At 63.2% G+C, this 22,280-nt stretch carries 21 protein-coding genes; 12 read left to right on the forward strand and 9 right to left on the reverse strand.

Going from position 1 to position 22,280, the window contains the following annotated elements; translation table 11 throughout:
• Nucleotides 1-17: 17 nt before the first annotated feature.
• From GIB19_RS25445 to GIB19_RS25480, 8 genes are all read left to right on the forward strand, one after another.
• The gene (locus GIB19_RS25445) at nt 18-4,616 is read left to right on the forward strand and encodes an NEL-type E3 ubiquitin ligase domain-containing protein (RefSeq protein ID WP_274888492.1); all 4,599 of its coding nucleotides are present in this window, start codon (nt 18-20) and stop codon (nt 4,614-4,616) included.
• Between the two features lie 89 nt (nt 4,617-4,705).
• A complete protein-coding gene (locus tag GIB19_RS25450) occupies nt 4,706-6,352 on the forward strand; it encodes an acyl-CoA synthetase (RefSeq protein WP_274888493.1) in 1,647 nt (548 codons plus the stop codon).
• A gap of 12 nt (nt 6,353-6,364) precedes the next feature.
• Entirely contained in the window at nt 6,365-7,132 is a 768-nt protein-coding gene (locus GIB19_RS25455) for an SDR family NAD(P)-dependent oxidoreductase (protein ID WP_238216232.1), read from the forward strand.
• 12 nt (nt 7,133-7,144) lie between these two features.
• Nucleotides 7,145-8,338: an acetyl-CoA C-acyltransferase gene (locus GIB19_RS25460; RefSeq protein ID WP_238216230.1), complete on the forward strand. Its 1,194-nt coding sequence runs from the start codon at nt 7,145-7,147 to the stop codon at nt 8,336-8,338.
• Nucleotides 8,339-8,346: 8 nt separating this feature from the next.
• The gene (locus GIB19_RS25465; RefSeq protein ID WP_274888495.1) at nt 8,347-9,474 is read left to right on the forward strand and encodes an acyl-CoA dehydrogenase; all 1,128 of its coding nucleotides are present in this window, start codon (nt 8,347-8,349) and stop codon (nt 9,472-9,474) included.
• Between the two features lie 13 nt (nt 9,475-9,487).
• Entirely contained in the window at nt 9,488-10,261 is a 774-nt protein-coding gene (locus GIB19_RS25470) for an enoyl-CoA hydratase (protein ID WP_274888497.1), read from the forward strand.
• A 523-nt stretch (nt 10,262-10,784) separates the two neighbouring features.
• A complete protein-coding gene (locus GIB19_RS25475) occupies nt 10,785-11,189 on the forward strand; it encodes a TraR/DksA family transcriptional regulator (RefSeq protein WP_027596552.1) in 405 nt (134 codons plus the stop codon).
• 181 nt (nt 11,190-11,370) lie between these two features.
• Nucleotides 11,371-11,565 carry a hypothetical protein gene (locus tag GIB19_RS25480; RefSeq protein WP_027596551.1) on the forward strand — a complete coding sequence of 65 codons (195 nt, stop codon included), beginning with the start codon at nt 11,371-11,373 and terminating at the stop codon, nt 11,563-11,565.
• Nucleotides 11,566-11,571: 6 nt separating this feature from the next.
• Here the strand turns inward: GIB19_RS25480 and GIB19_RS25485 are convergent, their stop codons facing one another.
• Nucleotides 11,572-11,769: a hypothetical protein gene (locus GIB19_RS25485; protein WP_099429972.1), complete on the reverse strand. Its 198-nt coding sequence runs from the start codon at nt 11,767-11,769 to the stop codon at nt 11,572-11,574.
• 306 nt (nt 11,770-12,075) lie between these two features.
• Here GIB19_RS25485 and GIB19_RS25490 point away from each other — a divergent pair, with 306 nt between their 5' ends.
• Nucleotides 12,076-12,546: a hypothetical protein gene (locus GIB19_RS25490; RefSeq protein WP_027596550.1), complete on the forward strand. Its 471-nt coding sequence runs from the start codon at nt 12,076-12,078 to the stop codon at nt 12,544-12,546.
• On the forward strand, nt 12,543-12,755 hold the full coding sequence (locus tag GIB19_RS25495) for a hypothetical protein (RefSeq protein WP_099429971.1): 213 nt from the start codon (nt 12,543-12,545) through the stop codon (nt 12,753-12,755). Before GIB19_RS25490 ends, GIB19_RS25495 begins: the two co-directional genes overlap by 4 nt.
• A 12-nt stretch (nt 12,756-12,767) precedes the next feature.
• Here GIB19_RS25495 and GIB19_RS25500 read toward each other — a convergent pair whose 3' ends face one another.
• From GIB19_RS25500 to GIB19_RS25530, 7 genes are all read right to left on the reverse strand, one after another.
• Entirely contained in the window at nt 12,768-13,133 is a 366-nt protein-coding gene (locus GIB19_RS25500) for a Na+/H+ antiporter subunit G (RefSeq protein WP_027596548.1), read from the reverse strand.
• Entirely contained in the window at nt 13,130-13,408 is a 279-nt protein-coding gene (locus GIB19_RS25505; RefSeq protein WP_003259015.1) for a K+/H+ antiporter subunit F, read from the reverse strand. Before GIB19_RS25505 ends, GIB19_RS25500 begins: the two co-directional genes overlap by 4 nt.
• Nucleotides 13,405-13,893 (reverse strand): Na+/H+ antiporter subunit E, encoded by a 489-nt coding sequence (locus tag GIB19_RS25510; RefSeq protein WP_027596547.1) that lies wholly within the window; start codon nt 13,891-13,893, stop codon nt 13,405-13,407. The genes GIB19_RS25505 and GIB19_RS25510 overlap by 4 nt, the downstream gene beginning before the upstream one ends.
• Nucleotides 13,890-15,569: a monovalent cation/H+ antiporter subunit D gene (locus tag GIB19_RS25515; protein WP_027596546.1), complete on the reverse strand. Its 1,680-nt coding sequence runs from the start codon at nt 15,567-15,569 to the stop codon at nt 13,890-13,892. Before GIB19_RS25515 ends, GIB19_RS25510 begins: the two co-directional genes overlap by 4 nt.
• The gene (locus tag GIB19_RS25520; RefSeq protein WP_003250128.1) at nt 15,566-15,910 is read right to left on the reverse strand and encodes a Na+/H+ antiporter subunit C; all 345 of its coding nucleotides are present in this window, start codon (nt 15,908-15,910) and stop codon (nt 15,566-15,568) included. Before GIB19_RS25520 ends, GIB19_RS25515 begins: the two co-directional genes overlap by 4 nt.
• Nucleotides 15,910-18,825, reverse strand: coding sequence for a monovalent cation/H+ antiporter subunit A (locus tag GIB19_RS25525; RefSeq protein WP_099429970.1), 2,916 nt, complete (start codon nt 18,823-18,825; stop codon nt 15,910-15,912). Before GIB19_RS25525 ends, GIB19_RS25520 begins: the two co-directional genes overlap by 1 nt.
• Nucleotides 18,826-18,975: 150 nt before the next feature.
• On the reverse strand, nt 18,976-19,926 hold the full coding sequence (locus GIB19_RS25530; protein WP_099430943.1) for a DMT family transporter: 951 nt from the start codon (nt 19,924-19,926) through the stop codon (nt 18,976-18,978).
• Between the two features lie 83 nt (nt 19,927-20,009).
• Between GIB19_RS25530 and GIB19_RS25535 the strand changes: the two genes are divergently transcribed.
• Nucleotides 20,010-20,573 carry a helix-turn-helix domain-containing protein gene (locus GIB19_RS25535; RefSeq protein WP_099429969.1) on the forward strand — a complete coding sequence of 188 codons (564 nt, stop codon included), beginning with the start codon at nt 20,010-20,012 and terminating at the stop codon, nt 20,571-20,573.
• A 25-nt stretch (nt 20,574-20,598) separates the two neighbouring features.
• Here the strand turns inward: GIB19_RS25535 and GIB19_RS25540 are convergent, their stop codons facing one another.
• A complete protein-coding gene (locus tag GIB19_RS25540; protein WP_274888502.1) occupies nt 20,599-21,147 on the reverse strand; it encodes a cysteine hydrolase family protein in 549 nt (182 codons plus the stop codon).
• Nucleotides 21,148-21,229: 82 nt separating this feature from the next.
• On the opposite strand from GIB19_RS25540, the gene GIB19_RS25545 reads away from it, so the two are divergent.
• Nucleotides 21,230-22,213, forward strand: a complete 984-nt coding sequence (locus GIB19_RS25545) for a GlxA family transcriptional regulator (protein ID WP_274888504.1) — start codon at nt 21,230-21,232, stop codon at nt 22,211-22,213.
• Nucleotides 22,214-22,280: the final 67 nt, after the last annotated feature.

Here is a 22,280-nt window from a genome sequence, read left to right on the forward strand (position 1 = left end):
GGTTCAGGCAGCGGGTGGTGAGCCGCAGAGTTAGCGGCTCATCCACCACTGTGATCACCACCATGACCGAACCGACCCCAGACCTCCCGCGCCAACAGGCAACCGATGCGTTCATCGCGCAAACGCTGCCTGATTGGCTGAAAAACGCTGATCACGATCAGTTGCTGGCCCTGCGCAGCAGCTTTGACGCGCACATCCAGAGCCAACAGAAGATTCAGCAGACGTTTGCCCAACTGCAGCCGATCGATACGTTCGCCACCGCGTTGCTGCAAGAGCGATTGCGCGTCGCCATGGCACTGAACATCACGCTGGCCAAGGCGCAGTGGCGAGAGGAGCGCTTCAAGAAAGTTGACGAGGCGCCTGCCAGGCAGTTCGAATCCTACTTCCTGCGCCAGCCGGCATTGCAAAGATTCATGCAGAACTTCAGGGCAGGAGATTCGTTCTATCCAGATACTGGCCTGGTGTACCCGCACGATCCAGTAACGGGCGATGCGGAGGAGGTGTTGACCACCTCGGCTGACACACTGGTCGAGACCTGCCGGGTGCTGGATATTGGCAAACAGTACCAGCAGCACCTCGACACGCTGCTCGATGCCGACTGTACGGCCCTGATTGCCGAAGACAAGCGCTTGCAACTGGCCTTGGCGATCGAAATCGCGGCGTTGAAAGAGCAGCTACCGGACGATGACCTGGCGATGTTGCGGCGGATCTTGCAAGGCAAGCCACCGACGCACGCCCGCAGTAACCGCGCCTATGTAGGTGCGTTGACCGTGCTGGGCTGTCGGGTAGAGGGCGCTATGGCATTCGAGTGCAGGGATGTCGCCCCCTTGGTCGGCTCTGGGTCTTCCGTCGTGACCGGTGTCATCGTGTATCTGCCAGACGACCCTGAACAGTCGCTGCGTGCCTATGGCACTTGGCGCGAGGCCAGCCTGGACCTTGGCAGGCGTTTGCGCGAGCCCGGCTATCAGCGGGCATTTAGCCAGCGCATCGCGTTAGCCGACCGCTCTGAGTACCTCACCACCTTGAGCAAACGCCTGGCCGATAAAAAGACCGATGCCCAGTGCGACTGCGAGGCGATCCATGAGGCGTTGTTCGCGACATTGGCAGCCCAGCAGTTGCAGCGGATTCGCGACAACGCGGGGTTTATCGCGGTGCCCACCGCGCAGGTCGATGCCCGGGTCAGCGCCCAACGCCTGAAAACGCTGGAAGCGATAGGGATGGGCCTGCTCAACCTGGCCGGCCTGTTCGTGCCTGTGATCGGTGAGGTGCTGGCGGCCGACATGATCGGCCAGACGCTGAAGGAGGTGTGCGAGGGGGTCGAGGACTGGCATCAGGGGCATCGCCATGAAGCCATCGAGCACCTGCTGGGCGTCGCTGAAACGCTGGCGGTCGGCGCTGCCTTGGCTGGCGGTACAGCCGTGGTCGCCCTAGGCTTCACCCGCAGCGCGCAGGTCGATCAATTGTTGCCGGTCCTCAACGATGGCGGAGCGCCGCGGCTGTGGAACGGGGATATCAGCCATTTCGAGGACAAGGCGCCGCCCACCGATCTGCTGGCCCTGGACAACGGCTTGCTCGCCAAGGGGGAGGGGCGCTGGTGGCGCAACGGCGATACCTACTACCAGGTCAGGCCGGTGCCTGGGCGCAGTGCCTGGCAGCTGTGCCACCCGCAACGTGAGGCAACTTTCGGTCCGGTGCTGGAGTTCAATGGCGAACGCAGCTGGCGCTTGCCGACCGAGCGACCACTGGCGTGGCAAGGGGAGGGGCTGCTGTTGAGTCGCCTTTGGCCGCCGGCGACAGCGCTGAGCGAGCAACGTATCGAGCAGATCCTCAAAGTGGCCGATATCGACCAGGAGCACCTGCGCGGGCTGTTGGTGGAGGCGCGGCCGTTACCGGTGGCGTTGCGTGACACGGTCGAACGGTTTGCCGTTGAGGCGCGAATCGAGGCGTTCTTTACGCAATTGGCCGAAGGCCAGCCCGCAGATGCCCCGCTGTGGCAGTGGTGCATGGACAGCTTGCGGATCGAGGCAATGTCGTTGGAGGAGCAACGCCTGGAGCTGTTGGATGACGCTGCAGAACTGCGGGAGCAGCTGCTGGAACATTTCTCGTGCCAATACCTGGCAACCGACCCATTGTTGCAGTTGATCCAGAGGGACTTCAAAGGCCTGCCTGACGCCTACGCGCTCGATGTGCTCAAGTCGGCAACCGACACCGAGCGCCAGTGGATGCTCAGGGAAGACCGCATACCACTACCCGTCGCTGAAAGGGCCCGTGAGCATTTGCAGCTGGCGCGACTGACGCGCGTGCGTGAAGGCCTGTACCTGAAGGGCAGCTACCACGCCGATACGGTCAAACTGGTGTTCGCGCTGTTACGCAAGCACGCAGGGCTGACGGGGGCGGTCGACCTGGAATTGCGCGCAGGCTCCGATGTCGGTCGGCTGCTGGCGCGGTTGCATCCTGACAAGAGCTCACAGTATGTCACCACGGTGCTGGTGAGGCGTCCTGGCGGTTTCAAGTGCTATGACGGACAAGGGCGCGAGCTGGATGTCGACCAGGGTGACCCCGTCGATATTGCCGATGTACTGGCCAGGCACCTGGCCGGTAGTGACCTTGCGCGGCTGACCTGGGACGGCAGCCAGGCGCCCGAACAGATCCGTACGGCGCTGCGCAGCTGGTTGCCTGGCGAGCGTGAAGCATTGGCCGGTCTGCTTGGCTTGCGCGAGATTAAACCTTCACGCAGCCCTTTGCGACGGCTTGCCGATGGGCGAGTGGGTTACCTGCTCAACGGGCGTGAAGAACTACCTGATTCGATCCGAGAGGATCTGGCCGGTGCGGTGGGGGACTTGTTCCCATCCTTCCGCGCGGTGGAAGTGGACCGTTATGTGTCGATATTGCTCGAGTCGCCGGAGAGTGCCTATGCCACGATGATCGGCCTGTACAGGGAGTACATGGAAATGGACCGGGCACTGCATGCATGGATGCTGGAAGTACCGCGAGGCAACTTGCGTGGCGCCCGTCATCACGTGGCCACCCAGTTGCGCCGCAGCTGGCGCTTAGAAGGGTTGCGCATCAATGCCCAGAGCGTGAGCCGGGAATATCGACGCTTGAGTCTGGTCGGGTGTGAGGTCGGCAGCTTGCCAGCATTACCTGCCGGTACGCGGTTCAGTCATGTCAACGACTTGGGCTTGATCGGCCTGCGCCTGCAAACGTTGCCGCCAGGTTTTCTCAGCTGCTTCACGGGGTTGCGCTCGCTCAACCTGAGTAACAATGCCCTGACCACGGTACCGGCGGAGATCGCCGAGTTGAACCTGCTGAGCAGCCTGCGAATGTCGCATAACCGGATCCGCCTGACTGAGGCGGTAGTGACCAGCCTGGGCGGGTTGTCGCAACTGGATACGCTGGACCTGAGTTTCAACCGCTTGGGTAGCGTCAGCCTGCAATTGGGTGAGTTGGCACACCTCAGGGTGCTGAACGTGCGGCGGACCAACCTGCAGACCGTACCCGTCGGGCTTGAGCGGTGTGTACAGCTGGAGTCGGCCAACCTGCGTGACAACCACATCGCCCACGTGCGGCAAAGCATGTTCGCCATGCCCTTGCAGCGTCGTCGCGCGGTACTGCTGGAGAACAACCCGCTGGCACTGGCCGAGCGTGAACGTTTTCATGCCGTCAACCCATTGCCGGCCCTACCGCCTGAGCCTGCCGAGAACTTTGCGCAAGCCCGGGCGCAATGGCTGGAGCAATTGGATGAGCCCGCCAGGGCTGGCCGCGAGCTGCAGTGGAATGCATTGCAGGCCCTTGATGAAAGTTCTGAGTTTTTCAGCTTGCTGAGGGCGTTGACCCTGACCAGCGACTTCCGGCGCGAACCCCAGGACCTGGCGCGCCGGGTATGGACGGTGATCGCGGCGGCCAGCGAGGACGCTGCTTTGCGTGATGAGCTGTTTGAAACGGCCTCTTCACGTGGCTGTGTGGACAGCGTGATCTCGTGTTTCAGTGCGCAGGAGGTGGGCGTCATGGTGGCGCAGGCGATGCGCGCCGAAGGGGCTCCGGCGCAGCAAGGCGCCTTGCTTGAACTGGCTTCAGGCCTGTTCCGGCTGGAGCAAGTCGAGGCCCAGGCACGTTTGGATATCGAGCGACGCGTGGCGCTGGAGGAGGACAGGTTGCGCAACGCCGGGTTGGCCGAGGCTGATGCGGCACAGCGCGCCCGTGACAGCGTGGATGAGATTGAGGTCAGCTTGGCTTACCGAATTGGCCTGGCACGTGTGTTGAACCTGCCGGGTCAGCCAAAAACCATGCAGTTCGAGGCACTGGGTGGCGTCAACCAGCAGCAGCTCGACAATGCTGCGGCTTCAGTGCGCTGGGCGGAAAGTACCGATGCACTGGTGAATTACATCAGTGATCGGGATTTCTGGGTCAGATACCTGCGGGCACGCCATGACGATGAATTCGTCCAGATCAGGCAACCGTTCGATGAGCAAATGGAGGCAGAAAGCCCGCTTGATGAGGCACGTGGGATGCAGATCCAGCATGCCTACCTTGAGGCTGAACGCCGGCTGATCCTGCGCTCGACGCGCAAGGCCCTGAGCGAACAGGCCTCAGGCCAAACCGCTCATCACGATTGAGCAATTAGGCCATTGCCGAGCGGCAGGTGTAGCGACACCATCGTCAGATAACGGGTGCACTCCAACAATAAAAAGCCAGGAGTCTGATGATGCGTAACTACGCCGAGGCCGCTCGTGCCTTCGACCATGCCCAGGCCGCCGCTGATGCCCTGCAGGGCGATCTGTCTGCGCTCAACGCCTGCGTCGAATGCTGCGACCGCCATGTGGGCAGCGACAAGCTTGCCCTGCTGTGGGTGAACCGCGACGGCGAAAGCCAGCCGTTCACATTCGATACGCTGTGCGAGCAGGCCGCGCGCTTTGCCAACGTGCTCAAGGCCCAGGGTGTAAAAGCGGGAGACCGCGTTGCCGGCCTGATGCCGCGCACCCCGCAGTTGCTGGTGACCATCCTTGCCACGTGGCGCCTGGGTGCTGTCTATCAGCCGCTGTTTACTGCGTTCGGGCCCAAGGCCATCGAGCATCGCCTGGAGCAGTCCGGGGCCAAGGTGGTGGTCACCGACAGCCAGAACCGCGCCAAGCTGGATGAGGTGCACGGTTGCCCGACGATTATCAGCGTGCAGGCCCGCGCCGGTGAGCTGGACTTTCAGCAGAGCCTGGACAATGCCGATGAGCACTGCCCGCCGGTCATGCGCTCGGGCGATGACCCTTTCCTGTTGATGTTCACTTCCGGCACCACAGGCCCGGCCAAACCCCTCGAAGTGCCGCTGCGCGCGATCGTCGCCTTCCAGGGTTACATGCGCGACGCCATCGACCTGCGGCCGGAAGACAACTTCTGGAACCTGGCCGACCCGGGCTGGGCCTATGGGCTTTACTACGCCGTCACCGGCCCGCTGGCGCTGGGCCATGCCACCACCTTCTACGATGGCCCGTTCAGCGTTGAAAGCTGCGCGCGGATCATCGACCAGTTTGGCATTACCAACCTGGCCGGCTCGCCGACCGCGTACCGCCTGTTGATCGCGGCAGGCAGCGAATTTTCCGCACCGATCAAAGGCCGCCTGCGGGTGGTCAGCAGCGCCGGCGAGCCGCTCAACCCAGAGGTGATCCGCTGGTTTGCCGACGAGCTAGGGGTAACCATCCACGACCATTATGGGCAGACCGAACTGGGCATGGTGTTGTGCAACCACCATGGCCTGGAGCACCCGGTGCACCTGGGGTCTGCCGGCTTCGCCATCCCCGGGCACCGCATCGTGGTGCTGGACGAGCAGGGCGCGGAGCTGCCGCCTGGCCAGCCCGGCATCCTCGCCGTGGACCGCGAGCAGTCGCCGTTGTGCTGGTTTGGTGGCTACCACGGCGTGCCGACCAAAGCCTTCGTCGGCAAGTATTACCTCAGCGGCGACACGGTCGAACTCAATGCCGATGGCAGCATCAGCTTCGTGGGCCGCAGCGACGACGTGATCACCACCTCCGGCTACCGGGTTGGCCCCTTCGACGTGGAGAGCGCGCTGATCGAGCACCCGGCAGTGGTCGAGGCGGCGGTGGTCGGCAAGCCCGACCCTGAACGTACCGAGCTGATCAAAGCGTTCGTCGTACTGGCCAAAGGCGTGGAGGGCACCCCCGAGCTGGAAGAAACCCTGCGCCAGCACGTGCGCAAGCGGCTGTACGCCCACGCCTACCCCCGCGAAATCGAATTCGTCAGCGAGCTGCCCAAGACCCCGAGCGGCAAGCTGCAACGCTTCATCCTGCGCAACCAGGAAATCGCCAAACAACAGGCCCAACTGGCCGCTCACGCCAGTGCCTAAAGGAACGACACCATGCAAATAGCCAACAAACACTTTATCGTCAGTGGCGCCGCATCCGGGCTGGGTGCCGCCACCGCACAGATGCTGATCGAGGCCGGTGCCAAGGTCATGCTGGTCGACCTCAATGCCCAGGCGGTTGAAGCCAAGGCGCGTGAGCTGGGTGACAACGCCCGCTTCGCGGTCGCCGACATCAGCGACGAGCAGGCCGCCACGGCTGCGGTCGACGCCGCCGTCAGCGCGTTTGGCAGCCTGCATGGGCTGGTCAACTGCGCCGGTATCGTCGGCGCCGAGAAAGTCCTGGGCAAACAAGGCCCGCATGGCCTGGCCAGTTTCGCCAAGGTCATCAACGTCAACCTGATCGGCAGCTTCAACCTGCTGCGCCTGACGGCGGCAGCGATGGCCGAGGGGCCGGCGGATGAGCATGGCGAGCGCGGGGTGATCATCAATACCGCCTCTATCGCTGCCTATGACGGGCAGATCGGCCAGGCCGCCTACGCGGCCTCCAAGGGCGCCATTGCCAGCCTCACGCTGCCAACGGCCCGTGAGCTGGCGCGTTTCGGCATCCGCGTGATGACCATCGCCCCGGGCATTTTCGAAACCCCGATGATGGCCGGCATGACCCAGGAAGTGCGTGACTCGCTGGCCGCCGGGGTGCCGTTCCCGCCGCGCCTGGGCCGCCCTCAGGAATACGCTGCGCTGGCCCGCCACATCATCGAGAACAGCATGCTCAACGGCGAGGTGATCCGCCTCGACGGCGCGCTGCGCATGGCTGCCAAGTAAGGAGTAATGAACATGACCCTCGCCAACGACCCAATTGTCATCGTCAGCGCCGTGCGCACGCCTATGGGCGGCCTGCAGGGCGACCTCAAGAGCCTCACCGCACCGCAGCTGGGGGCCGCGGCGATCCGCGCCGCCGTCGAGCGCGCCGGCATCGAAGCCACCAGCGTCGAACAGGTACTGTTCGGTTGCGTGCTGCCGGCAGGCCTGGGCCAGGCCCCCGCGCGCCAGGCAGCGCTGGGCGCCGGCTTGGACAAACACACCACCTGCACCACCTTGAACAAGATGTGTGGTTCTGGCATGCAGGCCGCGATCATGGCCCATGACCTGCTGCTGGCCGGCAGCGCCGATGTGGTGGTGGCGGGCGGCATGGAGAGCATGACCAACGCGCCCTACCTGCTGGACAAGGCCCGGGGTGGCTACCGCATGGGCCATGGCAAGATCATCGACCATATGTTCATGGATGGCCTCGAAGACGCCTACGACAAAGGCCGTTTGATGGGCACCTTCGCCGAGGATTGCGCCCAGGCTGGCGCTTTCAGCCGCGAAGCCCAGGATGCCTTTGCCATCAGCTCGCTGACCCGTGCTCAGGACGCGATCAAGCAGGGCCGTTTTAGCGCCGAGATCGTTCCAGTGGAAGTCACTGAGGGCAAGGAAAAACGCGTCATCAAGGATGACGAGCAGCCGCCCAAGGCGCGCCTGGACAAGATCCCGCAGCTTAAACCGGCCTTCCGTGAAGGCGGTACGGTGACGGCCGCCAACGCCAGCTCGATTTCCGACGGCGCTGCTGCGCTGGTGCTGATGCGCCGCAGCGAAGCCGAAAAGCGCGGCTTGAAACCTTTGGCCGTGATCCATGGCCACGCCGCTTTTGCCGATGCGCCCGCGCTGTTCCCCACCGCACCGATCGGGGCCATCGACAAACTGATGAAGCGCACCGGCTGGAACCTGGCCGAGGTGGACCTGTTCGAGATCAACGAAGCGTTTGCCGTGGTGACCCTGGCGGCCATGAAACACCTCGACCTGCCACACGACAAGGTCAATATCCATGGCGGTGCCTGCGCCTTGGGCCACCCGATCGGCGCCTCAGGCGCGCGCATTCTGGTGACCTTGCTGTCGGCCCTGCGCCAGAACAACCTGCGCCGCGGCGTGGCGGCCATCTGCATCGGCGGTGGCGAGGCCACGGCCATGGCCGTCGAATGCCTGTATTGAGGTGAACCATGTTGGTAACTGAAGAGCAACAACAGATCGCCGACGCCGTGCGTGACTTTGCCCAGGAGCGCCTGCGCCCGTTCGCTGAGCAATGGGACAAGGCCCACCGCTTCCCGCGGGAAGCCATCGACGAGATGGCCGCCCTGGGCCTGTTCGGCATGCTGGTGCCGGAGCAGTACGGCGGCAGTGACACGGGCTATGTGGCGTACGCCATGGCCCTGGAAGAAATTGCCGCAGGCGATGGTGCCTGTTCGACCATCATGAGCGTGCACAACTCGGTGGGCTGCGTGCCCATCCTGAAATTCGGCACCGAGCAGCAGAAGCAGCAGTTTCTGGCCCCGCTGGCCAGCGGCGCGATGATCGGCGCCTTCGCCCTCACCGAGCCCCAAGCCGGCTCCGATGCCAGCAGCCTGAAGACCCGCGCACGCCTGGACGGCGACCACTACGTGCTCAACGGCAGCAAGCAGTTCATCACCTCCGGCCAGAATGCTGGCGTGGTCATCGTCTTCGCGGTCACTGACCCGGAGGCGGGCAAGCGTGGCATCACGGCGTTCATCGTGCCGACCGATTCGCCGGGCTACCAGGTTGCCAGGGTCGAGGACAAACTCGGCCAGCATGCCTCGGACACCTGCCAGATTGTCTTCGACAATGTGCGAGTGCCGGTCGCCAATCGCCTGGGCGAAGAGGGGCAGGGTTACAAGATTGCCCTGGCCAACCTTGAAGGGGGCCGTATTGGCATTGCGTCGCAGTCGGTCGGCATGGCCCGGGCGGCCTTCGAGGTGGCCCGCGACTATGCCAAGGAGCGGCAGAGCTTCGGCAAGCCGCTGATCGAGCACCAGGCCGTGGCCTTCCGCCTGGCCGACATGGCCACGCGCATTGCCGTGGCCCGGCAGATGGTGCTGCACGCCGCGGCCTTGCGTGATGCCGGGCGGCCGGCCTTGACGGAGGCGTCGATGGCCAAGCTGTTTGCCTCGGAAATGGCCGAAAAGGTCTGTTCGGACGCCTTGCAGACCCTGGGCGGTTATGGCTATCTGAGTGACTTCCCGCTGGAGCGGATCTACCGCGACGTTCGGGTCTGCCAGATTTACGAAGGCACCAGCGACATTCAGCGCATGGTCATTGCGCGCAATCTTTGAAGGAGCAGTCTGCATGGCATTCGAAACCATCCTGTTGGACATCCACGGCAAGGTCGGCCTGATCACCCTCAACCGGCCGCAGGCGCTCAATGCGCTCAATGCGCAGATCGTCGGCGAGATCAACCAGGCCCTGGACCAGCTCGAGCGTGACCCGAACATCGGCTGCGTGGTGCTGACCGGCTCGGCCAAGGCCTTTGCCGCAGGTGCCGATATCAAGGAAATGGCCGACCTCCAGTACCCTCAGATCTACGTCGACGACCTGTTCAGTGACGCAGACCGGATTGCCAATCGGCGCAAACCGATCATTGCGGCGGTGTCGGGTTTTGCCCTGGGCGGGGGGTGTGAGCTGGCGATGATGTGCGACTTCATTCTGGCAGCGGACAATGCCCGGTTTGGCCAGCCTGAGATCAACCTTGGGGTGTTGCCGGGCATGGGCGGCACCCAGCGGCTGACCCGCGCGGTGGGCAAGGCCAAGGCCATGGAACTGTGCCTGACAGGGCGCTTGATGGGCTCCGAGGAGGCCGAACGTGCCGGGCTGGTGGCGCGTGTGGTACCGCAGGCCGAGCTGGTCGAAGAAGCCCTGAAGGTGGCGGCGACCATCGCCAGCAAGTCGATCCCGGTGAGCATGATGGTCAAGGAAAGTGTCAACCGGGCCTTTGAAGTGACCCTGAGTGAGGGGGTGCGTTTCGAGCGTCGGGTGTTCCATGCGGCCTTTGCCACTGAAGACCAGAAGGAAGGCATGAGCGCTTTTATCGCCAAGCGCGAGGCACAGTTCAAGGATCGTTGATCCCGCCTGTAGGGTATGGCGTGAGGAGGGTGGCGTCTGGGAGATCGAGCGCCGCCCGCGCGGCGCATCGCGAGCAACGCTCGCTCCTACGTTTGTTTCGGGCCAATTATTTCTGGGGCATTGGCGCGCGTCCCCTTGGTGCACGCCTCAACACTGAGCCGTACAAACAAGGCGGTCGCGCGCGCTGGCACAGGCGTCACTGGCCCTAAACAAACGTAGGAGCGAGCGTTGCTCGCGATGCGCCGCGCGGGCGGCGCTCGATCTCATGGGCTATGCATAACCCAAGGCAGGCGCCCATCAGCCCAGACGCGCCCGCAACCCCTGCCACCCGAGCACCGACCAGCGGATTCTGCTCAATCGAATCAAATTCGCCTCCGATTGCAGTTGCTCCACGCGACGTGGCGCCTTAGACTGCCGCCCCCTGTAAAAGAGTGCCGGTTGGCGCTTGAAGAATTCCGCTGCCGATGCACTGGCGTCGGCGGCACCCGAATCGCCCAAATGCACATTTTTCATAGAGAAATCGATGACCAAGGAACAGTTGCTGGCCATGTCGGCCGATGACTACATGAACGCTGATCAGCTCGCCTTCTTCACTGGCCTGCTGCAGTCGATGAAAGTCGAAACCCATGAGCGCATCGAGTTGAGCCGTGCCACCATCGAGGGCCTGGACACTCCGTCGGACCCTGCTGACGTGGCTTCGGTAGAAGAAGAGCGTAGCTGGTTGGTCAATGCCATCGACCGCGACCAGCGTTTGCTGCCACAGCTTGAAATGGCGTTGGACCGTATCGCTGACGAGAGCTTCGGCTGGTGCGATGACAGTGGTGAGCCGATTGGCCTGAAGCGTTTGCTGATCAGCCCGACCACCAAGTACTGCATCGAAGCCCAGGAACGCCACGAGCAGCTCGACCGCCACCAGCGTCAGGTCTGATCGCGCGCAGTGCGTGAAGCCCCACGGAGCAATCCCTGGGGCTTTTTGCGTTTGTGCGTGATATGCCCAGATTTGTTGCCTGTGGCGTAACACTGCTGTACCGAGATGCGCTGTTTCCGACGTGCAGGCAGGCGTATCATGGCTTTATCGTTAGGGTGCTAATTAAATTCCGGAGGGGATGATGAATAGCCGTGTCGATGTAGCCGTGATGATTGGCTCGGGGGTACCTGCCACTCTGCAGGCGTTGGGTAAGCGTATTTGTTGGGTGGTGCTGGTCAATGGCGAGCGCCGTGGCACGGCGTTCGCCACCCGTGACGAGGCGCTGGAGTGCCAGGCGGCCTGGATGCAGCAACTCAGAAAAGGCCTGGCCGCCTGACGGCCGTCATTGCTCCAGATGGCGGGCCAGCTCACACGCGTCCTGATGCCGGCAGCGAAACCCTTTGACCCGGCCCGTGGCGCTTTCGGTGACATGAAAGAAGCGGATACCTGCCGGTATGACAACGTAACGTGGCGCTGCATGAGTGCTGGTGATGTAAGAAATGTTCTTTGCCTCTCGACGGATTTCGGTGTTTTCGTGCATATTCCTTCCTCAGTAATGCGCTGATGGATTTCAGAGCCCGTTCTGTCGAGCGCTCTGCAACTACCTATCGCATCTTTTCTGGCGGGTTTGTTGTCAGGCATTACGCTTCCCGCGTTGGGAATTTGCCGAAAACCTGCACTTAGGCCATATCTGGCAAGCCAGAGTAAAGATTCCTGCAGGCTGCAGTGCCAGCGGATACAGACATCAGCGCATCGCTTTATTACTCTTTTCGCCTATCGATATGTAATGGCCGTGCCTCACCGAGCGTGTGTGGGGGCGGGATGTAACCGATTGAGGATCACTTCATTGGCAGTCAGCACACTTGATACCCACGCCTTGTTCGCCTTGGGCGATTTGCGCGGTAAATTGGCCCAGCTGTTCCAGGGCCGCTTTGTTTATGTCACCGAACAAAGTCCTGAAGGCCTGTACATGGCCGAAATCGACACCGAAAGCGCATTGGTGGTCGATGACAAACAGCGTCTGGAACTGAAGGTTGGCGATCACTTCCGCGCTGCGGTATTGCCCAGCCGCGAGGGTGGCAAGCTGGAAATGCGCTTTCGAGACATCAAGTTCAACGTCTACGGTGTTGGCGACTACGCCTTTGTTTCCGTGCCTGAAGGCGAGGGCGTCGTGTTGCGCGAAGGCAATGGCGTGATGCTGGTCTTTGCTGCGCAACAGCAAGTGCAGGAAGGGCTGGGTAAGCTGCTCAAGGCAGTGACTGGCAAAGTCGCGAAGTGGCGCAAGGGTGAGCTGACCACGTTCAAGGCCAGTGAATGACCGAGCGCGACAACACGCCTGTGTCGCGTGCCGAGTTTCATCACCAGCACCAGGCGGATGCGCTGGCGCAAGCCGAACGGCTGTTGGCCCAACGTGAAGCGCTGCAAGGCGCTTGGCTGAACTGGGTGGCAGGCGAGCTCTATCGACTCAGCCCGCCACCGTATGCCGCCATGGTGCGGCGTGAGCTGCAGCGCCTCAGCCAGGGCTGAGGCTGCAACCGGTCAATGGCCGCGGTCGCTACCGCTACTGACTTCTTCAGGTACCGCCTCTTTGGACATCCGCTTGCGAAACAGCGCAGCCCTGGCCAGCAAGAGTGTGGTGACCGGCACCGTGATCGACAGCAGGATCGGGATTAGCCAAGCGTGCAGAACGGGCCCTTCTTTCAGCCACGAAAAGTAGATGATCGAGGCCAGGGCAACACACCATGCGCCAATGGTGGAGGCCAGCGCGGGTGGGTGCATGCGCTGAAAGTAATCCTTCAGGCGCACCAGGCCCACGGCACCGATCAGGGCGAACAGGCTGCCGATCAGCAGCAGCGCAGCGGTGACCAGTTCAAGCCAGAAGGGCAGTTGTAGCGCTTCGGTCATTCGATCACCTCACCACGTAGCAGGAACTTGGCCAGGGCGAACGAGCCGACAAAGCCGAACAGTGCAATCAGCAGGGCACCTTCGAAGTAGGTGTCGCTGGCATAACGGATCCCCAGTACCAGCATCGTCAGCATGGCCAGGATGTACAGGTAGTCCAGTGCCAGCACCCGGTCCTGGGCGGACGGGCCGCGGAACAACCGGATCAGTGCCAGGGCCATGGCCAGGGCGAAGATGAACAGGCTGGCGAGTACAGCGTTGGCGAGCAGGCCTGTCATTGGAAAATCTCCATCAGCGGGCGTTCGTAGGTGTGCTTGAAATGCTCGATGAAGGCGGCTTCATCCTCAAGGTCGAACACATGCAACAACAGCACGCTGCGGTCCAGCGCCAGTTCGGACCAGACCGTGCCAGGTACCACCGTGGTGATCATCGACAGGGCAGCCAAGCCATGGGCATCGCGCAAGGCCAGCGGAATGTGCACGAATGCCGAGCGCGGCGGCTGCTTGCCCGCACGCAGAACGCCACGGGCCACCAGCAGGTTGGACACGATCACATCCAGGCCGACCCGGCCAATCAACTTGGCAATCACCCAAGGCCGCTGCACATGGGCGTGCTGAGGGCGTAGGGGGGCCATTAGCAGAGGTGCAAAAATGCCGAGGATGGCACCCAGCAGCAGGTTGCCGGCGCTGACCGACAGGTTCAGCAGCAACCACAGGCCGAACAGCGAGACCGACAGCAGTGGGGCGGGAAACAGGCGTTTCATGGCAACACCTCCACGTCGAGGGAGGTCGGGCCGGGAATGGGCCGAGCGGCCATCACCGCTTTGATGTAGGTATCGGGTGCCTGCAGGCTGGCCGCCGTGTCCTGGGTGTAGCGCAGCAGCGGCTCGGCCTTGAGGCTGAGGATGATGCACAGGCCCAGCAGGATGACGATTGGCAGGCATTCATAACGACGCAGCAGCGGCGAGGGGCGCTCTTCGGGCTTCCAGAAACGCTGGATGCCCACGCGGCCGAAGGCGATTAGCGACGCCATGCCGGACAGCACCAGCAGTGCCACCAGGCCCCAACCTGCCGCTGTCAGCGGTTGCTCCGGCGCGATACCCAGCCCCAGCGGGTTGAACAGCGCGTTGATCAGGTTGAGTTTGCCGACGAAGCCCGACAGCGGCGGCATGCCGATGATCAGCAGCGCGCAGGCGATGAAGCTCAGGCCGAGGAAGGCCATGGTCCAGGGGATGATCTGGCCGATCACCACCTTTTGTTCATCATCGAGGTTGATGCCCTTGGGTGGGTGCAGCGATTCCAGGGGAGAAGGCATGGCATCTTCTTCGTCATCCAGCGGCGCTTCATTGGCTGAGCGCGAGCGCTCGACCAGCTCGGCGAGCAGGAACAACGCGCACAACGCCAGGGTCGAGTTGACCAGGTAGAACAAGGCCGCACCCGTTAACGCCGGCTGGGCAAAGCCGACGGCCGCGAGCAGGGTGCCGGCGGACACCAGGATGCTCAGGGCAGCCATGCGTTCCAGGCGCTGTGCGGCCAGTATCGAGACCGCGGCCACGGCCAGTGTGACCAGCCCCCCGTACACCAGCCACTCGCCGCCAAACTGCGCGGAGGCGCCGGCCTGCCCGGAGAACAGCAGCGTCCACAGGCGCAGCACGGCATACAGGCCGACTTTGGTCATGATCGCGAACAGCGCGGCAACCGGTGCGCTGGCCGAGGCGTAGGCCGGCACCAGCCAGAAATTCAGCGGCCAGATACCGGCCTTGGCCAGAAACGCCATGGCGAGGATGGCGGCGCCCGCATGCAGCAGGCCTCGGTCGGCCTCTGGCACCAGCGGGATCTTCAGCGCAAGGTCGGCCATGTTCAGGGTGCCTGTCACGCCATAGAGCATCGCCGCGCCCACCAGGAACAACGACGAAGCGAACAGGTTGATGGCGATATAGTGCAGGCCCGCCTTGACCCTGGCACGCCCCGAGCCATGCAGCAGCAAACCGTAGGACGCGGCCAGCAGCACCTCGAAGAACACGAACAAGTTGAACAGGTCGGCGGTCAGGAAGGCACCGTACAGCCCCATCAGCTGGATTTGGAACAGCGCGTGGAAGCTGGCGCCGGCACTGTCCCAACGGGCCCGGGCAAACAGCAGGGCGCTGAAGCCGATGATGCCGGTCAGGGTCAGCAGCAAGGCAGACAGGTGGTCCACCACCAGCACGATGCCAAACGGTGCAGGCCAGTTGCCCGGCAGGTAGACACCGATCGATTCGGCTTGGCCTTGGGTGCGGACCCACAGCAGCAGGCTGACCGCGATGGCCAGGCCGGCGAAGGTGGACAGCAGGTTAAGCCGCGCCTTGATCCGCCGGTGTTTCTCGCCCAGCAACAGCATGATTGCCGCCGTGATGAGGGGCAGCAGGATGGGCGCGACGATCAGTTGACTCATACCACTCATTCGTCACGCTCCCGGCCATCGACGTGGTCGGTACCGGTCAAGCCGCGCGAGGCCAGCAGCACGACCAGAAACAGCGCGGTCATGGCGAAGCTGATGACGATGGCGGTGAGCACCAAGGCTTGCGGGAGCGGGTCGGTGTAGTGCAGCAAGTCTTGGGTGACGCCGTCCTTGATGATCGGTTCCTTGCCGATGAACAGGCTGCCCATGCTGAAGATGAACAGGTTGACCCCGTACGACAACAGGCACAGGCCCATGATCACCTGGTAGGTCCGTGGGCGCAGGATCAACCACACCCCGGAGGCGGCCAGTACACCGATGGCGACTGCAATGACTTCTTCCATCAGGCGGCTCCTGCTTGGCTGGATTTCGACGGGTTGCCCGGGCGGTAGGCGCGCACCGATTGGTGCGCCAGGGCAGTGAGGATCAGCAGGGTCGAGCCGACCACCACGGTGTACACGCCGACGTCGAAGAACAGCGCGCTGGCCACATGCACATCACCCAGCACGGGCAGGTGCAAGTGGGCGGTGTGCGTGGTCAGGAAGGGGTAGCCGAGCAGCATGGCGCCTACCCCGGTCAGGGTCGCGCAGAGCAGGCCGGTGCCCATCCAGCGCAGCGGGCGCAGGCTCATCTGCGCTTCGACCCACTGGGTACCGGCGACCATGTACTGCAGGATGAACGCCACCGACATCACCAGGCCTGCGACAAAGCCGCCGCCCGGCTGGTTGTGGCCACGCATGAACAGGTACATCGATACCAGCAGGGCGATCGGCAGCAACAGCCGCACCAGCACTGCAGGCACCATCATGAAGCCTAGCGCGGTGTCCGTAGCGTGACGCGGGTTGATCAGGTCGGTGACCACGTCGGGCGCCAGCTGGCGTTGCTGGGCGGGTAGCTGCATGCTCTCTTTGGGTGGGCGGAAGCGTCGCAGCAGGGCGAATACGGTCAGGGCCACGGCGACCAGCACGGTGATTTCACCGAGGGTGTCGAAGCCACGGAAATCGACCAGCATCACATTGACCACATTGGTGCCGCCGCCCTGCGGCAGGGCGCGGCTCAGGTAGAACGAAGAAATGTCGTTGGGGGTCGGCCGGGTCAGCATGGCATAGGACAGAATCGCCATGCCGCCGCCCACCAGCACGGCCAGCAACAGGTCGCGCAGGCGACGCATGCGGGCGCGCTCCAGGCTGCCGGGCAGCGGCGACACGCCCTCGATACGGCGCGGCAGCCAGCGCAGGCCGAGCAGGATCAGCACGGTGGTGACCACTTCCACAACCAGTTGAGTCAGGGCCAGGTCGGGCGCCGAGAACCAGACGAAGGTGATGCAGGTCATCAGGCCGCAGACACTGACCATGATCAAGGCGGCCAGGCGGTGATACTTGGCTTGGTAGGCGGCGCCGATGGCGCAGGCGATGGCGATCAGCCAGAGTGCGACAAATACACCGGAGCCCGGAATTTTCGGGCGCTCGCCCCAGGTCAGGCCGCTGTAGAGCATGGGCGTGAGGCCGGCCAGAAACGCCGCCAGCACCAGCATGAACAACTGCGATTGCAGGCGGCGCGTGGTCAGCAGGTTTTCAATTCGCCGGGCCAGCAGCATCAGGTGGACCTGGCCATGCTCGAACAGGCGCTTGCCATTGAAGCGCTCGATCAGCGGCGGATAAGGGAAGCGCCCCAGGCGCAACTGCTTGCGCAGCAGCAGGTACAGCACGATCCCGCCGCTCATGGCGATCAGGCTCATGATCAAGGGTGCATTCCAGCCGTGCCAGATGGCCAGGCTGTATTCCGGTAACGTACCGCCCACCACCGGCAGGGCTGCCGCCGCCAGCAGCGGGCCTACCGACTGCGCGGGGAAAATACCGACCACCAGGCAGGTGAGCACCAGCAACTCGACCGGCGCACGCATCCAGCGCGGCGGTTCGTGGGGGGTATGGGGCAGGTCCTGGGCAGGTGGCCCGAAGAACACATCGACCGTGAAGCGCAGGGCGTAGGCCACGCTGAATGTACCGGCCAGGGTGGCGATTACCGGCAGGGCGGTTTCGACCCAGGCGGTGGAGCTGATGAATACCGTTTCGGCGAAGAACATCTCTTTGGACAGGAAGCCGTTCATCAGCGGCACGCCGGCCATCGAAGCGCTGGCCACCATGGCCAGGGTCGCGGTGTAGGGCACCAGGCGGATCAGGCCGCTAAGCCGTCGGATATCGCGTGTGCCGCTCTCGTGGTCGATGATGCCGGCGGCCATGAACAGCGAGGCCTTGAAGGTGGCATGGTTGAGAATATGGAACACCGCGGCGACCGCTGCCAGCGGGCTGTTGAGGCCCAGCAGCAGGGTGATCAGGCCCAGGTGGCTGATGGTGGAGTAAGCCAGCAGGCCCTTGAGGTCGTTCTGGAACATCGCGGCGAAGGCGCCGAGCAGCAGTGTGATGGCGCCGGCGCCGCCGACGATCCAGAACCACTCCTCGCTGCCTGACAGCACAGGCCAAAGCCGCGCCAGCAGGAACACCCCGGCCTTGACCATGGTTGCCGAATGCAGATAGGCCGAGACCGGCGTGGGTGCTGCCATCGCGTGGGGCAGCCAGAACTGGAAGGGGAACTGCGCACTCTTGCTCAAGGCGCCAATCAGGATTAAAGGCAGCAGCACCGGGTACAGCGCGTGCTGGCGGATGAGGTCGCCGGCAGCCAGGACCTTGTCCAGGTCGTAGCTGCCGACCACATGGCCCAGTAGTAGCGCCCCGACCAGCAAGCACAGGCCGCCGGCACCGGTGACCATCAGCGCCATGTAGGCGCCGCGGCGGGCATCGGCGCGGTGGTGCCAATAGCCGATCAGCAGGAACGAGAACAGGCTGGTCAGCTCCCAGAAGAACACCAGCTGGATCAGGTTACCGGATATTACCAGGCCCAGCATCGCGCCCATGAACGCGAGGAAGAAGGCGAAGAAGCGCGGTACCGGATCCTGCGGCGACATGTAGTAGCGGGCGTACAGCGACACCAGTGTGCCGATGCCCAGTACCAGCAGCGAGAACAGCCAGGCGAAGCCGTCCATGCGCAATACAAGGTTCAACCCCAGGCTGGGCAGCCAGAGGAATTCCTCGCGAATCACGCCACCGTGGGCAACTTGGGGGTACAGCAGTGCTACCTGGACCGTACCGACCAAGGCGACAAGCCCGGCGAGTATGGACTCGGCGTTTCGTGCGTTGTGCGGCAGCACGGCTGCCAGGCAACTGCCCACGAACGGCAGAAGCAATAGCACTATCAAGGACATAGCGTTCTATTCTGGAGAGGTTTGCCAAGGATCATACGTGCCGAGCAGTTGATCACCAACACGCAAGCTGTCGCAGAATCGTACAAATACGGTGTTACAAGGTATTTTTTTATAACAGTTTTTTACAAAGCATAGCTGGAGTTGGCCGGTTTACAGGCCTGTTTGGTGCTCGGCTTCATCCTGCGCTTCGCGCGTTGTGGCGCTTTCGCGGGGGCGGCGCACCTTCAATTCGCTGACCACCACGGCGATCACGATCAGCAGCCCGCCAATCAACGCCACACCGGGCAGACGCTCGCCGGCGATGCGCCCGACGATCCCGGCCCACACAGGCTCGCCGGCATAGATCAGCGTGGCGCGGGTGGGTGAAACCGACTTTTGTGCCCAGTTCATGGCCAGCTGGATCACTGCGCTCATGGCGCCGAGCCCCACCGCACTCATCACCAACAGCCAGGAAAAGTCGGGGAGGCGCTCCTGGGTCGGCACGATCATCAGGAATGACAGCAACGACGCGGTGGCCAGCTGCACCACGGTCACGCGGCGCACATCGACCTGGCCGGCATAGCGGCTGATCAGGATGATCTCGCCGGCGATGGCGATGGCGCTGACCAGGGTCACCATCTCGCCTTCGCTGAAGTGCAAGCTGCCGCCTTCCGGCCCTGCCAGCAACATCAGGCCAAGGAATGCCAGGCAGATGCCGAGGCTCGGCATCAGGCCGGGGCGACGGCCAAGCACCAGCCATTGCAACAACGGCACGAAGGGTACATACAGCGCGGTGATGAACGCGGACTGGCTGCTGCTGATGGTTTGCAGGCCCATGGTCTGCAAGCCGTAGCCGAGCATGATCGAGACGCCGATCAGTACGCCCGCCTTGAGTTCGGTAAAGGTCAGCCCCGACAGCGCGCGTGCCGAGATCGCGCCAACGAACAACGCCGCCGCAGCAAAGCGCAGGCCGACGAAGAACATCGGGCCGCTGACCGTCATCACGTTATGCACCAGCAAGAAGGTGCCACCCCACAGCATGGTGATGAACACCAGCATCAGTTCGGCTTTGCTCAGGCGCAAAGAAACGCGTGTATTGGGCTTGCAGGTGGGTTGGCTCATGGTCTTGCGCACTCGGAGGGGGCGGCGCACAATCTGCGCAAAGTGGGCAGTATACTGCGCAGTCACGATCAGCGAGCAATACAGTGCACAAAAATTCCACGCACCGGGCATCGGTGTTACAGCATGTTAGCCTCAACGTACGCAGCCTGCGTCACGCAGCGGGTATGAGCCAGTCTGCCTTGGCCGAGCGTTCTGGCGTCAGCCGACGCATGTTGGTGGCGATCGAGGCGGGTGAGAAGAATGTCAGCCTTACCACGCTCGATTTGATCGCCGAGGCTTTGGGGGTGGCGTTCAGTACGTTGATCCAGGCGCCCGAGCGGCGCGACCCCAGCCGCATCGACGAACTGGCCTGGGCCGGTGAGCATCCGCAAAGCAAGGCAGTGCTGCTGGGTAGCAGCACTGCCCGGCGTGAGGTCGAACTCTGGGAGTGGACCCTCGCACCGGGCGAGTGCTATGTCAGCGAGGCCGATGCCGATGGCTGGAGCGAGCAGATCTACGTGGCTGAAGGGCAGCTCACATTAGTCATCGAACAGGCCGAGTATTGCCTGCAGGTTGGCCAGTTTCATGTCTTCCCCAGTAACTGCCGCTACGCCTACCGCAACGATGGCGCCGTGGCGGTGCGCTTTGTGCGCAATGTAGTGATCTGACACTCGCCTTAAAGGCGGGGCGCGATCATTTGCCGAGCAGCTCATCGGTCTTCACCACCTTGGCGTAGGCAAACGCCAGGGCCGCCATTGCCGAGTCGTGTACATGGGCCGCCGGTACCTGTTTGCCATCGAACGCCAGCGGCAAGGTCGCGCAGGCGTCGTGAGCCACAGTCACGTCGTAGCCATAATCGGCGGCGGCGCGGGTCGCTGCATCGATGCACATGTGGCTCATGCTGCCGACGATGGTCAGTGCCTCGACCCCTTGCTGGTCCAGCGTGTGCTTGAGGTCGGTACCGAGAAACGCATTGACCTTGTGCTTGAGCACCACCGGCTCACCGGCCTTGGGTTGCACCTTGGCGTGGATGGCCGCGCCGGGGGAGCCCGGTGCGAAGAACGGCGCATCGGCACTTTCGAACTCATGCCGCACATGCACCACCAGGTCGCCCCGCTCACGCGCGGCCGCCAACAGCCGGGCGGCGTTGTCGGCTGCCTGGTCTGCGCCGTCGAGGGTCCATTTGCCACCGGGGAAATAGTCGTTCTGGATGTCGATGATGATCAGGGCTTGCTTGCTCATGTTGCCTCCTGCGGCAGTGGTCGTTGAATGACGATAGTTATAGGCTGTGCGCTTCGACCTGAGGATTGGCACGACCGACACAATGAGGGCAAAAACTGACAACCCTGCGCGCCTGGACATCGGCCTGCTGCTTTACCCAGGGGCGCAGCGTGCGGCCGTGCATGGCCTGACCGACCTGTTCACGGTGGCCAACCGGGTTGCCGCCGAGTTGGGCGCTGTCGAGCTGCCGCAGATCCGCGTCAGCCACTGGCAGGTCGATGAAGCGGGGTTGTTGCAGTGGGTTGAGGATAGCGGCTCTGAGGCGGCCACGGCGCTGAGGGTGATGATCATTCCGCCAAGCCTGGACTCGGCGCCACACGCTGAGCTGCTTGCGCGCCATTGCCTGCCCTTGAATCAGCTCCATGGGCGCGGCACGGTGCTGGCGTCGGTGTGCATCGGCGTGTTTTTCATCGCGGCCAGTGGGCTGCTCGACGGGCGCCCGGCCTGTACCCATTGGAACTACGTGCAAGCGCTTGCACAGCGTTTTCCCCTGGTGCGGGTGGAGGCGAACCAGCCGCTGCTGGACGACGGTGACATCATGACGTCGGCCGGGCTGATGGCCTGGACCGAGCTGGGCTTGCGCCTGCTGGAGCGGTTTATGGGGGCGACGGTGGCGCGCGAGACGGCTCGCTACCTGGCTGTCGAACCCGTGGCGGCGCCGTTGCCGGGGGCATTGTTCAACCCCCGCCTGGACCATGGCGATGAGGCAGTGCTCAAAGTGCAGCACTGGTTACAGGGCAATGGTGGGCAGGATGCCGACCTGGCCGCCATGACCGCTTGTGCAGGCCTTGAGGAGCGGACCTTTCTACGGCGCTTTCGAGCTGCCACCGGTTTACGCCCGACCGAGTATTGCCAGCAAGTACGGGTAGGGCGCGCCTGTCGGTTGCTGGAATTTACCCGGCGCAATGTCGAACAGATCGCCTGGGGTGTGGGTTATCAGGACCCGGGCGCTTTCCGCAAAGTGTTTCAGCGCATCACCGGTTTGACGCCCAGTGAATATCGACGACGCTTTGCAGTTTCAGGTTGAGCCAGCGACCGCTCGTGCGGCAGCAAAAAACACTTGACCTTGACTTAACTTGAGGTTTTACCCTGCT

The sequence above is a fragment of the Pseudomonas sp. ITEM 17296 genome (assembly GCF_028895205.1).
GTDB classification, from domain to species: Bacteria; Pseudomonadota; Gammaproteobacteria; order Pseudomonadales; family Pseudomonadaceae; genus Aquipseudomonas; species Aquipseudomonas kermanshahensis.

Bases quoted from the DNA above. Each gene is read 5' to 3' on its own strand.
- GIB19_RS25450 (WP_274888493.1), top strand. From the start codon at position 4,706: ATGCGTAACTACGCCGAGGCCGCTCGTGCCTTCGACCATGCCCAGGCC.
- GIB19_RS25455 (WP_238216232.1), top strand. From the start codon at position 6,365: ATGCAAATAGCCAACAAACACTTTATCGTCAGTGGCGCCGCATCCGGG.
- GIB19_RS25460 (WP_238216230.1), top strand. From the start codon at position 7,145: ATGACCCTCGCCAACGACCCAATTGTCATCGTCAGCGCCGTGCGCACG.
- GIB19_RS25465 (WP_274888495.1), top strand. From the start codon at position 8,347: ATGTTGGTAACTGAAGAGCAACAACAGATCGCCGACGCCGTGCGTGAC.
- GIB19_RS25470 (WP_274888497.1), top strand. From the start codon at position 9,488: ATGGCATTCGAAACCATCCTGTTGGACATCCACGGCAAGGTCGGCCTG.
- GIB19_RS25475 (WP_027596552.1), top strand. From the start codon at position 10,785: ATGACCAAGGAACAGTTGCTGGCCATGTCGGCCGATGACTACATGAAC.
- GIB19_RS25480 (WP_027596551.1), top strand. From the start codon at position 11,371: ATGAATAGCCGTGTCGATGTAGCCGTGATGATTGGCTCGGGGGTACCT.
- GIB19_RS25485 (WP_099429972.1), bottom strand. From the start codon at position 11,769: ATGCACGAAAACACCGAAATCCGTCGAGAGGCAAAGAACATTTCTTAC.
- GIB19_RS25495 (WP_099429971.1), top strand. From the start codon at position 12,543: ATGACCGAGCGCGACAACACGCCTGTGTCGCGTGCCGAGTTTCATCAC.
- GIB19_RS25500 (WP_027596548.1), bottom strand. From the start codon at position 13,133: ATGACCGAAGCGCTACAACTGCCCTTCTGGCTTGAACTGGTCACCGCT.
- GIB19_RS25505 (WP_003259015.1), bottom strand. From the start codon at position 13,408: ATGACAGGCCTGCTCGCCAACGCTGTACTCGCCAGCCTGTTCATCTTC.
- GIB19_RS25510 (WP_027596547.1), bottom strand. From the start codon at position 13,893: ATGAAACGCCTGTTTCCCGCCCCACTGCTGTCGGTCTCGCTGTTCGGC.
- GIB19_RS25515 (WP_027596546.1), bottom strand. From the start codon at position 15,569: ATGAGTGGTATGAGTCAACTGATCGTCGCGCCCATCCTGCTGCCCCTC.
- GIB19_RS25520 (WP_003250128.1), bottom strand. From the start codon at position 15,910: ATGGAAGAAGTCATTGCAGTCGCCATCGGTGTACTGGCCGCCTCCGGG.
- GIB19_RS25525 (WP_099429970.1), bottom strand. From the start codon at position 18,825: ATGTCCTTGATAGTGCTATTGCTTCTGCCGTTCGTGGGCAGTTGCCTG.
- GIB19_RS25530 (WP_099430943.1), bottom strand. From the start codon at position 19,926: ATGAGCCAACCCACCTGCAAGCCCAATACACGCGTTTCTTTGCGCCTG.
- GIB19_RS25540 (WP_274888502.1), bottom strand. From the start codon at position 21,147: ATGAGCAAGCAAGCCCTGATCATCATCGACATCCAGAACGACTATTTC.
- GIB19_RS25545 (WP_274888504.1), top strand. From the start codon at position 21,230: ATGAGGGCAAAAACTGACAACCCTGCGCGCCTGGACATCGGCCTGCTG.